Origin of the sequence: Bradyrhizobium sp. SSBR45G (assembly GCF_030159255.1) — a bacterium.
In the GTDB taxonomy this organism is placed as follows: Bacteria; Pseudomonadota; Alphaproteobacteria; order Rhizobiales; family Xanthobacteraceae; genus Bradyrhizobium.
In genome coordinates this window covers 25,047-38,288 of sequence record NZ_BSCT01000039.1, presented here as the reverse complement: position 1 = coordinate 38,288, position 13,242 = coordinate 25,047, and the positions used below count along the sequence as shown (strand labels likewise).

Sequence of the window (13,242 nt, the reverse complement as noted above, 5' to 3'; positions counted from 1 at the left end):
AGCGTTAACTACCCTGTTAACTACTCTAATGAGGAAGCTCATCATGTCAGAGCGAAGGCCAACGACCGCCGAGCTCGAAGCCAACAAGGTCTTCAAACCGGCTGCGGCGACGACGACTGACTATGAAAAGTCGCAGGACGCGTTCAATCAGAACCGTGAGCGGCTGAAGGCCGAACGCTTGGCGCGCGAAGCGGCTGTTTGCAACGGCAAACAGCCGAAAAAGCTGGCGTGAGCGCCAGCTTCGTTCACGACGACCGCGCCGGGCCTTTCGGCCCCTGCTCAGTTCCCTCTCAGTTCCCTGGCTTAGCTGCGCGGCGTTGCAGTGGCCAGCTGGCCCTGCGGTCGGTCACGCTCGGTCCGCGGTGAGGTCGTTGAGGGGAGGGCGCCGGGCCGTGCTGCAGGCACTTTCTTGACTGGCGCCGGCAGCAGTCCTTCGCGGATCAACTGCTTGCGCGCGACCTTGCGCTGGCGCCGGATCGCGTCGGATTTCTCGCGCGTCTTGCGCTCCGATGGCTTCTCATAGGACCGGCGGCGCTTCATCTCGCGGAAGACGCCCTCGCGCTGCATCTTCCGTTTCAGGATGCGCAACGCCTTGTCGACGTCATTGTCACGAACAAGAACCTGCAAAAGCGTCCTCCTTGTCTTCATCTGAAGATGAAATTATGTGGGCGAGCCAAATTGACGCGGCGCGCGCGAAGGCGTCACGTGCAACAGGCGGGTTCAACGAAATAAGCTGAGCTCGACGCCATGAGACATGGTGATCCCCTTCGTGGGAAGGCGGGAGCACGAGGTGTCTCTCAGCCATCGATGGCCGGGTCGTTACCGATGGTCCCGTAAAGATAGGCGCGAAATGCCGATATTGCCAGCGCGTTGGCCGGTAGCATCATCGTCCGCAAACTATATTTGGCGCGCGGCCTTGTAATCCCCCGGAAAGTCTCTACCTTGGCGGTGTTCGATTAGCCGCTGTGCCTTTCTGAATGTGCCCGTGGGCTATTTCCAAAGACATCGCTCAGTTGAATGAGATCGCGCGGTGTTCGCGCGATGAATGCTTTGGAGAAGAGACATGCAGGGTACCGTGAAGTGGTTCAACGGCCAGAAGGGCTTCGGTTTCATTCAGCCGCAGGACGGCGGCAGCGATGTGTTCGTTCACATCAGCGCCGTTGAGCGCGCGGGTCTGGCCGGTCTGGCCGAGGGCCAGAAGGTCAATTACGAAGTCAAGACCGACAAGATGCGCGGCAAGACCAGCGCGGAAAATCTCTCGCTGGTTTGATCGTCTGATCCGATCGCGCTGATCTGATCGCATGAGGCCATTTCACGGATGTACTGAAATGGCTGGTCTGCCCGCTCGATCTCATGATTGAGCGGGCTGTTCGTGTTTGAGCTACGGCTTGTAGTTCTTGAGAAGGGATTGGTCGATGGCAACGAAGCGAGCATTGGTGCCTTCGGCTGAAAGTGTCGCGCGCGCGCAACGACGGCAAAGTGCCGCCGAGGAAGGCGCCAAGGCGATGGCCGAGTCCGATCAGCGCGCCGTTGCCATCCGCAAGAACATGGAGCGGCTGCGCGCTCTCAGGCTCGCCAAGCAGGCCGAGGACGCCAAGGCCGCCGCCGATGCCCCGGCTGCGCCCGCCGCAAAAAAGCGCAAGAAGGTTGCCCGATAGCCTGATCATTGCAGCGAGGACGTTCGATCGCTGCCGACTCGTGTTGTTCCGCGTACAGGTTCCACCTTCCTGCCGAGGAGGCTGACGTGGCCAAATCCGTCGCGACAGACGTGCGTATTGCAAGAGACGATGCCGGGCAGGGAGGCAAGATGATCGTGTTTGCGCTCGCGATCGGCGCCACCCGCCAAGTCTGCCAGCTCGAGACGAGCTTCGGCACCCGCAATCAGGCGTTCGCCTACCTGCAAAGAAATCGAACCGCGTTCGAGCAGCGCGCTCGCGAGCTGTTCGCCCGCGGGGAGGTCACGGACGGCATCATTCATCTGACGATGATCTGACGGCGCCACTGATCCCAACGCTTTGCGACCGGGCGCGCGGGCTTGCCGGCGGCGATCGTCGGATGCGTCGGCGCTGCTATTCCGTCCTCTGCTTGACAGGCAGCGGCACGCGCTCATAGGTCAGCGGCAGATTGACCGGCCGGTAGTCCTTCGATTCCGCGATCCGCATCAGCACGCTCTCATGGATGAAGGCGCCATCGGGGATGAAGCGGGGCTCGCAATTCGGAATGTAGACGCCGAAATGCACCTTGCGCTCCGGCCACTCCTTGTACGTCGCGCTCTTCGGCAGAAATTCCAGCAGCCGCCAGGCCGGTGTCATCGAATTGTGCAGCGGACCCTGGATGCTCGGCGCCACATAGGAGAACGGGCTGTTCTTGCGCTGGACGCCCCAGGCCAGCTGGTTGACCGTGCGCGGATTGACCGCCAGCCCGGCCTCGACGGCCTCGTCGATCATCCACAGCAGCGGATATTTCGAGGCGGCCGACTGTAGCTCGGGATAGCCGCCGCCGACGTCGGAGTGCACGCCGGCGAACCAGACCTGCTTTGAATCCTGCGGCCCGGCCTTCGCCTTGTTGAAGCGGTTCGGCGTGAAGGTCTGCGGCATGTCCCACGCCTTCAGCCGGAACATGCAGCGTCGCTCGTCCATCGCCGCCGCCTGGCGGAAGATCCTCACGCTCGGATTCTGGATGGTGAAGGCGAGCTCCTCGAGGCTCGGCAGTGCGAACAGCCGATCGGTGCGCGGCACGATCACGCTCGCCACCGTGTCCCATACGCCGACGAAATGGATGGTCGGCCAGCGCGTCGAAGTGATGCGCGCGAACTGCGCGGCCTGATCGTCGCGGCTTTCCGGAATCGGGCCTTCCTCCTCGGTGCTCTCCTGCTCGGTCGTGACGCCGCGCCCGGCCTTCGGATTGTCGGAGGAGTATGTCTTGTAGGCGATCACGCCCGAGCCGGCCAGATTGACCTGATCCGGCGAGATCAGCCCGACCTTATGAATCAGGCCAGCGAGCACGCGCACGGTGTAGGCGCCGCGCGAGAAGCCAAACAGAAAGATGCGGTCGCCGTCCTGATAATGCGTGGCCAGGAAGCAGTAGGCGTTGATGACATTGTCGTCGAGCCCGTAGCCGGTCGCGAGCCCGAGCACGAGGTTGAAGTTCGTCTTGAAGCGGTGCCAGCTGTCGGGCTGCGTCAAGGTGCCGACGCCGGGATCGTAGAACACCGCCTGATGCGGCGTCGTCTTGTCGGTCTTGCGCAGGCAGCGATAAAGCTTGAGGACGTTCGAGATGTTCTCGCTGATCTCGTTGCCGGTGCCGTCGCAGCAGATGACAATATTTTTCATGGCAAAGGAATGTCCGAGATAATGCTACCGCAGCGAGTGTAGAGCATCCGGCTGGCGATGGGGAGATCGGTTCTCCCTGGCACTTCGTCTCAGTCGCTCTTGCCGCGTTGTCGCGGATGTTTCGCCCGCGGGCATTCCTGGTCGCTGGCGCGGCACCTTGTCGGATATCGTCCGTGGTGTGGGGCGCCGTCAGCGAGAACGGGCGGATTGTGCACGAGGCTGCACGCTCCGAGCGGCCACATCAGGGCCAAATACGAAACGGCCGGACCTCGCGATCCGGCCGTTCTGTGATCTCTTGCGCATCAAGCCCTGCGCCATGCGCCAGGCTTGGGTCATTGCCTTGAGGCTCAGCCCGCCTCCAGGCTCAGCTGGCCTCTAAGATCAGCTGGCCTTGGCAACCGGGGCGGCGTCGGCCGCCTTCTTCTCGATCGCGCGTTTCAGTTCGAGCGCGCGCGGCGACAGCACCGCGGCATTGGCCTTGATCAGGTAGGCGTCGAGACCACCATTGTGGTCAACGCTCTTGAGCGCGTTGGTCGAGACGCGCAGGCGCACGTTCCGGCCGAGCACATCCGAGATGAAGGTCACGTTGCACAGGTTCGGCAGGAAGCGCCGCTTGGTCTTGATGTTCGAGTGGCTGACCTTGTGGCCAACCTGGGGGCCCTTGGCCGTCAGTTCACAGCGCCGCGACATGGCAATAAATCCTCTTTCATCCCCGCACCCTTCGTCCGCCTGTCGGCGTGCCGCGGGGGTCCAAACTCGTCCAGCTCGTCTCTGGGAGATGCGGTCGTATAGGGGGGATGCGGCTTTTCGTCAAGGTTTTGAGGACCGCGGCAATTGCGCAGTGTATCGGCGGGCCATGGCGGGTGTTTGCGGCCGGGGCCGCGGGCGGACCAGGTCACAACGCCCGATCAGCAGAAAAGCCGGCGTATAATCAAGGGTATAGCAGGAAGCTTAGACCATATAAAGGGCGTATTCGGGCGTGATGGATGGTGTCCTGCGTACAGCCGCGGAGGCCAGAATGGCGGCAGGCTGACGCGGTCCGATTGGGGTCACACGGGGCCCCGGCGCGGTTTCGGATGGCTGTCTCGGGGCATCGTCCCGGCGCAAAGCGCTGGACAAGCCGTCATTATCGGACGGTTCGCGTTGTTCGAGGGCGTTTTTGGCTTAAGTAACGAGGACGGCGCGCCGGATTGCTCCGGCGTTCAGGCAGGCGGATCGGCAGGATCAACCCTCACGTGACCATCATTTCGGTTCCAACCTTCGTGTCCCGTCGCCTGGTCGCGGCCGGGACGGCCCTCGGCCTGCTGCTGCTGGCGCAGAGTGCCCAGGCTCAGGCGCGGCTCGACGCCCAGTATGAGGCGTCGTTGGCGGGTATTCCGGTGGGCAGAGGCACCTGGGCGATCGAGATCGGCGACGATCAATATGGCGCCTCCGCGCAGGGCGGCACGGCCGGCTTGCTCAAGAGCTTCTCGCAAGGGTCGGGCACCGGCTCCGTGCAGGGGCGCGTCGTCAACGGCGTGCTGGTCGGCCAGAGCTACCAGGCCTCGACCACCACGGGAAAGAAATCCGAGCAGATCCGCATCAATCTGCTGAACGGCAATGTGAAGGATTTTGCCATCGAGCCGACCCCGCCGGTCGATCCGGACCGCATTCCGGTGACGGACGCGCACAAGCGCGGCGTGCTCGATCCGATGACCGCGTCGCTGGTGCGGGTGCCGGGCAACGGCGAGCTGCTGTCGCCGGACTCCTGCCGCGGTGCTGCGCCGGTGTTCGACGGCCGGATGCGCTATGAGCTGAAGCTCGACTACAAGCGCATGGAGAACGTCAAGGCGGACAAGGGCTATCGCGGCCCCGCGCTGGTCTGCGCGGTCTATTTCACGCCGGTCGCGGGCTACATCCCGGATCGGCCGGTGATCAAATATCTCACCCAGGCGCGCAACATGGAGATCTTCTTCGTGCCGCTCGCGGGTACGCGCATCCTGGTGCCGTTCCGGGTCGTGATTCCGACCTCTTTCGGCACGGCGATGCTCGAGGCGACCTCCTTCATCACCCAGGCCTCGCCGCACGTCGCGAAGACGCAGTAGCGCGCGGCGGCATCTCCTCGTCGTCCGGCGGGCGCCGTCATTCCGAGGCCGTCCGGACAGCCATCACCTTTGATGTGGCGCGCGGCCTGGACGATGGCTCGCGTGAATCCGTTTGACTCTTCACCGATTCTGATTCGACTCAGGGGCAGGCAAAAGCAGCGCCGGTTCCGTCGCAAAAGCGTTGCTTGTCGAGACCGTGAAAACTTGATCTAGTGCTGCCTTGATCGCGCGGCGCGAGATGTTGCGGTGAACGAAGCCGGAAAGACGATGGAGTCAGCGATTCCTTCGTGATTCGTTCTCAAGGCGTTCCGAAGCTTAAGCTGCGTCCCTATATGCGTAGCAATGTGACACAGTGTGAGGATCGCAGCCTCTGTGAAAGACGATAAATCCAGCATCCATCGCGCCTGACCCGCGCGCCTGCAACGCCGGCATCGAGACCCAATTTAACGAATGGCTTTTTCGTCTTCTTCGGCTGCCTCGCCCTTCGAGCGCACGTCCGACCGTGCTCCTGGAAGCGGCGTCACCGCCGTGCTCGGTCCCACCAACACCGGCAAGACCCATCTGGCGATCGAGCGCATGCTCGCGCATTCGTCGGGAATCATCGGCCTGCCGCTCCGGCTGCTTGCGCGCGAGGTCTATAACAAGATCGCCGATCGGGTCGGCAGCGACGCCGTCGCGCTGATCACCGGCGAGGAGAAGATCAAGCCGAAGAATCCGCGCTATTGGGTCTCCACCGTCGAGGCGATGCCGCGAGATCTCGACGTGTCCTTCCTCGCCGTCGACGAGATCCAGATCGCGTCCGACCTCGAGCGCGGCCACGTCTTCACCGACCGCATCCTGAACCGGCGCGGGCGTGACGAAACGCTGCTGCTCGGCGCGGCCACGATGCGCCCGATCATCGAGCGTCTGCTGCCGGGCGCCTCGATGGTGACGCGGCCGCGGCTGTCGCAGCTCGAATTCGCGGGCGACCGCAAGATCACGCGGCAGCCGCGCCGAACCGCAATCGTCGCGTTTTCTGCCGACGAGGTCTACGCGATCGCAGAATTGATCCGCCGCCAGCATGGCGGCGCCGCCGTCGTGCTCGGCTCGCTGTCGCCACGCACCCGCAACGCGCAGGTGGCGATGTTCCAGAACGGCGACGTCGATTATCTCGTCGCCACCGACGCCATCGGCATGGGCCTCAATCTCGACGTCGACCACGTCGCGTTCGCGTCCGACCGCAAATATGACGGCTATCAGTTCCGTCGGCTGACGCCGTCGGAATTCGCCCAGATCGCGGGCCGGGCGGGCCGCGCAACGCGCAATGGCACCTTCGGCACCACCGGGCGTTGTGGGCCGTTCGAGCCCGAGCTCGTCAACGCGCTGCAGAACCACACCTTCGACAGCGTGAAGATGCTGCAATGGCGCAATTCGAAGCTGGATTTCGCGTCGCTGAGCGCGCTGCAAGTGTCGCTGGCGCTGACGCCGGGGCACGAGGTGCTGACGCGCGCGCCGATCGCGGAGGATCTGCGCGTGCTCGACCACGCGGCGCGCGACGCCGAGGTGCGCGACATGGCGCATGGCGCCGCCGCCGTCGAGCGTCTATGGGAAACCTGCCAGATTCCGGACTATCGCCGGCTGTCGCCGGCGGCGCACGCCGAGCTCGTGACCACCGTGTTCGGCTTCCTGATGCAGAAGGGACGGATCCCGGACGCCTGGTATGCGGCCCAGATCGATCAGGCCGACCGCGTCGACGGCGATATCGACACGCTGTCGGGGCGGATTGCACAGATTCGCACCTGGACCTTCGTGGCCAACCGGCCAGATTGGCTGCGTGATCCCGACCATTGGCAGGGGATTACCCGCGAACTCGAAAATAAATTGTCAGACGCCCTTCATGAACGGCTCACGGAGCGTTTCGTTGATCGTCGTACCAGTGTATTGATGCGGCGCCTGCGGGAGAACAGTGTTTTGAATACGGAAATCGGCAAGACCGGCGAAGTGATCGTTGAAGGGCACGCGATCGGCCGCCTGGACGGATTCACCTTTGCGCCCGACGCCGCCGAAGCCGGCTCCGAGGCCAAGGCCTTGCAGGCTGCTGCCCAGAAAGCCCTGGCCGGCGAGATCGAGGCGCGCGCCGAGAAGCTGTCCAATGCGCCCGACGAGCACATCGTGCTGACCGCCGACGGCACGGTGCGCTGGACCGGCGACGCCGTCGCCAAGCTGGTCGCCGCCGACGACGCCCTGCACCCGCGCCTGCGCATCATTGCCGATGAGCGGCTGACCGGTGCGGCGCGCGACAAGGTGCAGGCCCGGCTCGATCTGTGGCTGAAGACCCATATCGAGAAGCTGCTCGGGCCGCTGTTCGAATTGTCCAAGGCCGAGGACATCACCGGCATTGCGCGCGGCATCGCCTTCCAGCTGGTAGAGGCGCTCGGCGTCATCGAGCGCGCTAAGATCGCCAACGAGATGAAGGATCTCGACCAGCCGTCGCGCGCGACCTTGCGCAAATATGGCGTGCGGTTCGGTGCCTATCACATCTACGTCCCGGCGCTGCTCAAGCCTGCCGCGCGTGCGCTCGCGGCGCTGCTGTGGGCGGAGAAGCAGGGCAATGTCGACATGTCGGCGCTGACCGGCGCGCAGCATCTGGCGAGCTCGGGCCGGACCTCGTTCCCGGTCGACAAGGTGCTGCCGCGCGATGCCTATCGTGTGCTCGGCTACAAGCAGGCGGGCGAGCGCGCGGTGCGCGTCGATATCCTGGAGCGGCTGGCCGATCTGATTCGTCCCGCTTTGGCCTGGCGCGAGAACGCGCAAGGCGACAAGCCGGCCGGTGCCTTCGATGGCCGCGGCTTCGTGGTGACGCAGGCGATGACCTCGCTGACCGGCTCGGCCGGCGAGGATTTCGCCTCGATTCTGCGCGCGCTTGGCTACCGCATGGAGAAGCGGCCGCCGCTGGCGCCCAAGCCGGTGGAGAAGCCCGTCGACGCAGTGTCGGACGTCGCCCCGGCTGAAGAAGCTGCCCCGGCGCAGCCCGCCGAGTCCGACGGCAGCGAGCAGGTTCCGACGGTTGCGGAAGCGGCCGTTGCGCCGGTGACCGAGCAGATCGTCGCCGCGCCGGAGGCGGTGACCGAGCCGGCGTCGACCCTGGCGTCGTTGCCGACCGTCGATTTCGTGACGCCGACCTCGGCCGAGATCACGCCCGTCGTGGAGACGGCCGGAGAGCCCGATCATGCCGAGGCCGCGGAGCCCGTCGCCGCCGAATCCGTCGCTGCGGACGCGCCCCAGCCCGAGGCTGCGGAGGCCGAGCCGGACGCTGCTGCGGTTGTCGAAACGACGGCCGAGGCGGTCTCTTCCGAGGCCGTTTCTTCTGAGGTCGTTTCTTCTGAGGTCGTCGCTGCCGAGCCGGCCGAAGCCGCGCCGGCGGCGGAGCCGGTTCTGGTCGAGGTCTGGCGGCCCGGTGGACGTTCAGAGGAGCGTCGTCCCCGACACGAGCACCATCAGCGCAACCGGCAGCATCGTCCGCAGCAGGAGCGCGGTCAGGCTGCCGCTGGCGAGCAGGGTGCCGCAACCGCCGCGCCAGCCGAGGGCGAGGCACGCGAGCGTCATCATCGCGGCCATGGCCGTCGTGACCGGATGAAGGAGTTCGGCAAGGACTTCCGCAAGGGCCCGCCGCGGGAAGGTGGCGAGGCTCCGGCCGCGGCTGCGCCGCCGGCGCGCGAGGATCGCGGCCCGCGCCGCGACAACGACGCCAACAAGGGGCGCGACCAGAACCGCGATCGCAACAAGGGCGGCAAGTTCGGCGGCGACCGCGAAGGGCGCGGCGGCCGCGACTTCGGCAAGGGTGGTCGCGACAAGCGCGACAGCGGCCCGGCGCTGCGGCCCTACGCGTCGAGCGGCGGCGGTCGCGATCGTGACCGGCCGGTCGATCCGAATTCGCCGTTCGCCAAGCTGGCGGCGCTCAAGGAGCAGCTCGCGGCCAACAACCGCAAGGACTGACCGGAAGGACAACGCCCACGTCCGACACCCCGTCAGAGCGCCAGCGTCTCGATAAATGGCTGTGGCATGCGCGGGTGGTCAAGGCCCGCACCAGCGCCGCGGCGCTGGTCTCGTCCGGCCACGTCCGCGTCAACGGCGTGCGTGAGACCTCGCCGGGACATGGCGTGAAGACCGGCGACGTGCTGACCATCGCGCTCGATCGCAGCGTGCGTGTGCTCAAGGTAACGGGGTTTGCCGAACGCCGTGGCGACGCTGCCTCAGCGCGCGGACTGTATGATGATCTCGATGGCGGCGGACGAAGCTGAGCAGGTGGCGCAGGCGCAACTCCGCTTCAGTTCTTCGCCCCGCTCGACTTGCGACACACCACGTCCTGCGCTAGTGCAGGCCTGCCGATTTATTGATCCGTTCCGGAGCCCTGGATGACTTACGTCGTCACCGAAAACTGCATCAAATGCAAATACACCGATTGCGTTGAGGTCTGCCCGGTAGACTGCTTCTACGAGGGCGACAACATGCTCGTCATTCATCCGGACGAATGCATTGATTGCGGCGTGTGCGAACCCGAGTGCCCGGCCGACGCGATCAAGCCCGACACCGAGCCGGGGCTCGAGAAGTGGCTCGGCGTCAACGCCGAATACGCCAAGTCCTGGCCCAACATCACCCAGAAGAAGGATCCGCCCGCCGACGCCAAGGAGCATGACGGCGAGGACGGAAAATTCGACAAATATTTTTCGTCTAAGGCCGGCGCCGGCGACTGAGGGATCCGCTGCGACCCCCGCCGAGCCACCGCCGGCGGGGTTGATGCATACACCCCGGCGACTGAAATCGCCGCGCGGAAACAATGGCCTAGGCCAATTGTTGCGATGCAGAAACGAACTCCGCGGGAGTGTTCGATTCTGGCACGCTTCACTTAACCCTAACTTCGCGGATCCGTCACAATACCGCCCCTGGAGCCTCTAAATAATTGATTTTTGCGGGAAATGTGCTATATATAGCACATTCTCAGAGCCGAACCCGGCCATGCGTCGATTTTGTTGGCCGCCCTTTTAGGTTCCCGCAACATCAAAACAGGGGCGTGGCAGTTCCGCGCGCAGGCTGTGTCACAGAAAACGCGTAAAAAGAGTGCTTCCAAGAGTACAAAAAAAGCCGCCGCGGCGAGCCGCAGCGTTTCGAAGGGCCGTGCTCGGGCTCCTGTAAAGGAGATTCGGGCTGCCGCAAAGGCCTCGGCTGCCAAGTCCACCAAGAACAAAAGAAGCGCAATGCCTGAAAAGACTGCCAAGACTGCCGCGAAAGCATCCGCCGCGAAGACCACTCTTGCAAAGGACTCGGTTGCCAAGGACTCTGTTGCGAAGACCGTGACTGCCAAGGCGGCGGCTGCGCCGAAGGCCACCAAGACGGCCCTCCCTGCGGCTGCGGCTCCTGCCGCCAAGCCGGCTGCTCCCGCCGCGGCCGCGCCGCGCGTCGAGGAGAAGAAGCTGCCGACCCAGCGCCAGGGCTTCAAGACCAATGAATTCGTCGTCTACCCGGCTCACGGCGTCGGCCAGATCCTGGCCATCGAGGAGCAGGAGATCGCGGGTGCCAAGCTCGAGCTGTTCGTCATCAACTTCATCAAGGACAAGATGACGCTGCGCGTGCCGACCGCCAAGGTCGCCAATGTCGGCATGCGCAAGCTGTCCGACCCGGCGCTGGTCAAGAAGGCGCTGGAGACCCTGAAGGGCCGTGCCCGCGTCAAGCGCACGATGTGGTCGCGCCGCGCCCAGGAATACGAAGCGAAGATCAATTCGGGCGACATCGTTGCGATCGCCGAGGTCGTGCGCGATCTCTACCGCTCGGAGTCGCAGCCGGAGCAGTCCTACAGCGAACGCCAGCTCTACGAAGCGGCGCTCGACCGGCTGTCGCGCGAGATCGCGGTGGTGCAGCACTCGACCGAGACCGAGGCCGTCAAGGAGATCGAGACGCAGCTCGCCAAGAGCCCGCGCCGCGGTGCCAAGACCGAGGCCGATGCGGTCGCCGAGGGTGAGGCCGACGCCGAGGGCGATGACATCGACGGCGACGACACCGCCGTGGCGGATGAAGCTGCCTGATCGACCGTTAGCTCGTTTTCCAATTAGTTGCTTACGAGAGCCCGGCCGCGAGGTCGGGCTTTTTGTTTGGGGTTGACTGCAATCGCACGGCATGGAGCCTGCCGAGTAGCGCTCAGCGAGATACGCCGCTATCGCGGCGGGCTTTCCACTCCATGCCGATGTCAGGAGCCCGTGATGTCATCAGATGCGCTGGCCAGACTGATGTCAGTCGACGTCTTCCGCGATGGCGGGTCCTACGAAGCGCGTTTCGCGACGAAGGACGGTCGCCTGATGGCGCTGTGGCTGCAACGCTCGGCAATGCCCGATGCCGACGGAATGCATCACCGTGAGCTTTTCCTCCATGAGGACGGTGGGTTCACCCCGCATCCGCGGCTCCTGACCACAGGCAGTCGCGAGGAGCAGGACCTGCTTCAGCGCCTCGCCGACTTCGTTGCGCGGCGTGGCCAGGACTGCGATCCCGATGAATTGGCGCGTCTCAGGCAGATGATCGCTTGCATTGAGCGCCGGGAGCCGCTGTTCCCAGGGATGCAGTCTGCACGGTCGCCGCCGCCCGGCTGGCCGAACTGAGCGGCCCGCGGAGAGGCGCGAGATCAGCCCTCGGTCTCGGCACGCACCACCTCGATCGTGATCGGCCGCAGCAGCAACCGGTTCAGCTCGGGAATGCGCGATGCGGGGAGGCGATGTGGTCCCGCCTCCGTGCCCCAGAGCGCCAAGGCGCGCCAATCGACGCTGAAGACCGCCAGTGCCACGGCGTCGGTCCGTTCGAGCCGGGACATCTGCTCGTCGCGCGGCCGCCGAGGATCATAATCATCGAGAACGAGCTCAAGCTCTGCGATCGGAGGTAGCGCCCGGTATCCCGCCTGCTTGATCCAGGACAACCCTTGATCCGTGACGGCACAGCAGTGCGGCATGCCGCCGAAGCCGCCGCCGCGCAGTCCTCGCTCGATCCACCAGTCGTTCTGCCAGTCCTCATAGCCGAACAGCATGCCTTCCAGCCGTTCGAAATGTTCGTTCCAGCCGCCATGGGACTTGAGCGCAGCGTCCCCGATCAGCTTCATCGCCGGAACACGCCACTCCTCGCCCTTGGCCGTGAAGTAGACGCGCCTGGTGCCCTGCCAGACGCGCGAGTGAGTCATTCCGTCGCCAAATGGCTCCTGCTCGACTTCCTTGTGCAGCCGGCCGGCCGCCACCCATTCATCGAACCGCTCCTCGCCCGGGAAGCTCATCGGCGGATAAGGCTCTGTGAAACGTGCCAGCTTCTTGCGGCCGTCGAGCAGCAACGGCAGCTCTTAGCCGGTATGGATCAGGTAAGGGGCGGCCTGGATGGGATGAACGCGGTCGACGATGAACTCGCGGTCGGGGACGTCGAGGGCGGCCCAGTCGAGACTGATCCCGAACGCGCTGCATAGCCTCATCGCCTCGGAATCATCGAGATGGAAGATCTTCCGATCGAGGTCAGCCTCGTCAGTGGTGCCGAGCAGGGCGCAAAGCTGGGGGCGATCGGTGACCGCAAATCGGGCCTGCAGCACCGGGCACCATTGCTCGCGGTCGAACAGGGACAACAGGAAGAGGTCGGCTGGGGTGCGGGCAACCATGATGCGGAGCTTTGCAGAGCGGCCGCTCAGGCGCCAAGGGACTTGCCAAGGGACTTGCCAAGGGACTTGCCAAGGGACTTGCCAAGGGACTTGTGGAGCCTTGAGAGTTCAGGCCATGAATGCCGTCAACACCGGTCCAACGATCGTCCGACTGGTCGGTGCCTGCTCGCGA

Annotated in this window: 15 protein-coding genes; 10 read left to right on the top strand and 5 right to left on the bottom strand. The window is 64.6% G+C overall.

Going from position 1 to position 13,242, the window contains the following annotated elements; translation table 11 throughout:
- The first annotated feature begins 43 nt into the window (after positions 1 to 43).
- A complete protein-coding gene (locus QQL87_RS31125; protein ID WP_284422982.1) occupies positions 44 to 232 on the top strand; it encodes a hypothetical protein in 189 nt (62 codons plus the stop codon).
- Between the two features lie 71 nt (positions 233 to 303).
- On the opposite strand, the gene rpsU is transcribed toward QQL87_RS31125, so the two are convergent.
- Positions 304 to 627 (bottom strand): 30S ribosomal protein S21, encoded by a 324-nt coding sequence (rpsU, locus tag QQL87_RS31120; RefSeq protein WP_284422951.1) that lies wholly within the window; start codon positions 625 to 627, stop codon positions 304 to 306.
- Positions 628 to 1,063: 436 nt separating this feature from the next.
- Here rpsU and QQL87_RS31115 point away from each other — a divergent pair, with 436 nt between their 5' ends.
- From QQL87_RS31115 to QQL87_RS31105, 3 genes are all read left to right on the top strand, one after another.
- Positions 1,064 to 1,270, top strand: coding sequence for a cold-shock protein (locus QQL87_RS31115; protein WP_284422952.1), 207 nt, complete (start codon positions 1,064 to 1,066; stop codon positions 1,268 to 1,270).
- A 145-nt stretch (positions 1,271 to 1,415) separates the two neighbouring features.
- Entirely contained in the window at positions 1,416 to 1,658 is a 243-nt protein-coding gene (locus QQL87_RS31110; protein ID WP_284422953.1) for a transcriptional regulator, read from the top strand.
- Between the two features lie 86 nt (positions 1,659 to 1,744).
- Complete coding sequence (locus tag QQL87_RS31105) at positions 1,745 to 1,993, top strand: hypothetical protein (RefSeq protein ID WP_284422954.1); 249 nt, start codon at positions 1,745 to 1,747, stop codon at positions 1,991 to 1,993.
- 76 nt (positions 1,994 to 2,069) lie between these two features.
- Here QQL87_RS31105 and QQL87_RS31100 read toward each other — a convergent pair whose 3' ends face one another.
- Together QQL87_RS31100 and rpmB are read right to left on the bottom strand one after the other, a co-directional pair.
- The gene (locus QQL87_RS31100; protein WP_284422955.1) at positions 2,070 to 3,332 is read right to left on the bottom strand and encodes a T6SS phospholipase effector Tle1-like catalytic domain-containing protein; all 1,263 of its coding nucleotides are present in this window, start codon (positions 3,330 to 3,332) and stop codon (positions 2,070 to 2,072) included.
- A gap of 381 nt (positions 3,333 to 3,713) precedes the next feature.
- The gene (gene rpmB, locus QQL87_RS31095) at positions 3,714 to 4,022 is read right to left on the bottom strand and encodes a 50S ribosomal protein L28 (protein ID WP_284422956.1); all 309 of its coding nucleotides are present in this window, start codon (positions 4,020 to 4,022) and stop codon (positions 3,714 to 3,716) included.
- 584 nt (positions 4,023 to 4,606) lie between these two features.
- On the opposite strand from rpmB, the gene QQL87_RS31090 reads away from it, so the two are divergent.
- The 6 genes from QQL87_RS31090 (at position 4,607) to QQL87_RS31065 (ending at position 12,042) form a co-directional block, all read left to right on the top strand.
- Entirely contained in the window at positions 4,607 to 5,416 is an 810-nt protein-coding gene (locus QQL87_RS31090) for a DUF3108 domain-containing protein (RefSeq protein WP_502871239.1), read from the top strand.
- Positions 5,417 to 5,866: 450 nt separating this feature from the next.
- Positions 5,867 to 9,391: a helicase-related protein gene (locus QQL87_RS31085; RefSeq protein WP_284422957.1), complete on the top strand. Its 3,525-nt coding sequence runs from the start codon at positions 5,867 to 5,869 to the stop codon at positions 9,389 to 9,391.
- A complete protein-coding gene (locus QQL87_RS31080; RefSeq protein WP_284422984.1) occupies positions 9,388 to 9,696 on the top strand; it encodes an RNA-binding S4 domain-containing protein in 309 nt (102 codons plus the stop codon). The genes QQL87_RS31085 and QQL87_RS31080 overlap by 4 nt, the downstream gene beginning before the upstream one ends.
- A 114-nt stretch (positions 9,697 to 9,810) precedes the next feature.
- Positions 9,811 to 10,149 carry a ferredoxin FdxA gene (gene fdxA / locus QQL87_RS31075; protein ID WP_284422958.1) on the top strand — a complete coding sequence of 113 codons (339 nt, stop codon included), beginning with the start codon at positions 9,811 to 9,813 and terminating at the stop codon, positions 10,147 to 10,149.
- A gap of 501 nt (positions 10,150 to 10,650) precedes the next feature.
- Complete coding sequence (locus QQL87_RS31070; RefSeq protein WP_284422959.1) at positions 10,651 to 11,475, top strand: CarD family transcriptional regulator; 825 nt, start codon at positions 10,651 to 10,653, stop codon at positions 11,473 to 11,475.
- Between the two features lie 174 nt (positions 11,476 to 11,649).
- Positions 11,650 to 12,042 (top strand): hypothetical protein, encoded by a 393-nt coding sequence (locus QQL87_RS31065; protein WP_284422960.1) that lies wholly within the window; start codon positions 11,650 to 11,652, stop codon positions 12,040 to 12,042.
- A 23-nt stretch (positions 12,043 to 12,065) separates the two neighbouring features.
- Here the strand turns inward: QQL87_RS31065 and QQL87_RS31060 are convergent, their stop codons facing one another.
- The gene (locus QQL87_RS31060) at positions 12,066 to 12,755 is read right to left on the bottom strand and encodes a hypothetical protein (RefSeq protein ID WP_284422961.1); all 690 of its coding nucleotides are present in this window, start codon (positions 12,753 to 12,755) and stop codon (positions 12,066 to 12,068) included.
- Between the two features lie 9 nt (positions 12,756 to 12,764).
- On the bottom strand, positions 12,765 to 13,070 hold the full coding sequence (locus tag QQL87_RS31055) for a hypothetical protein (RefSeq protein ID WP_284422962.1): 306 nt from the start codon (positions 13,068 to 13,070) through the stop codon (positions 12,765 to 12,767).
- Between the last annotated feature and the right edge of the window lie 172 nt (positions 13,071 to 13,242).

Coding starts and splice junctions, on each gene's coding strand:
- QQL87_RS31125 (WP_284422982.1), top strand. CDS start 44: ATGTCAGAGCGAAGGCCAACGACCGCCGAGCTCGAAGCCAACAAGGTC.
- QQL87_RS31115 (WP_284422952.1), top strand. CDS start 1,064: ATGCAGGGTACCGTGAAGTGGTTCAACGGCCAGAAGGGCTTCGGTTTC.
- QQL87_RS31110 (WP_284422953.1), top strand. CDS start 1,416: ATGGCAACGAAGCGAGCATTGGTGCCTTCGGCTGAAAGTGTCGCGCGC.
- QQL87_RS31100 (WP_284422955.1), bottom strand. CDS start 3,332: ATGAAAAATATTGTCATCTGCTGCGACGGCACCGGCAACGAGATCAGC.
- rpmB (WP_284422956.1), bottom strand. CDS start 4,022: ATGTCGCGGCGCTGTGAACTGACGGCCAAGGGCCCCCAGGTTGGCCAC.
- QQL87_RS31085 (WP_284422957.1), top strand. CDS start 5,867: ATGGCTTTTTCGTCTTCTTCGGCTGCCTCGCCCTTCGAGCGCACGTCC.
- fdxA (WP_284422958.1), top strand. CDS start 9,811: ATGACTTACGTCGTCACCGAAAACTGCATCAAATGCAAATACACCGAT.
- QQL87_RS31070 (WP_284422959.1), top strand. CDS start 10,651: ATGCCTGAAAAGACTGCCAAGACTGCCGCGAAAGCATCCGCCGCGAAG.
- QQL87_RS31065 (WP_284422960.1), top strand. CDS start 11,650: ATGTCATCAGATGCGCTGGCCAGACTGATGTCAGTCGACGTCTTCCGC.
- QQL87_RS31055 (WP_284422962.1), bottom strand. CDS start 13,070: ATGGTTGCCCGCACCCCAGCCGACCTCTTCCTGTTGTCCCTGTTCGAC.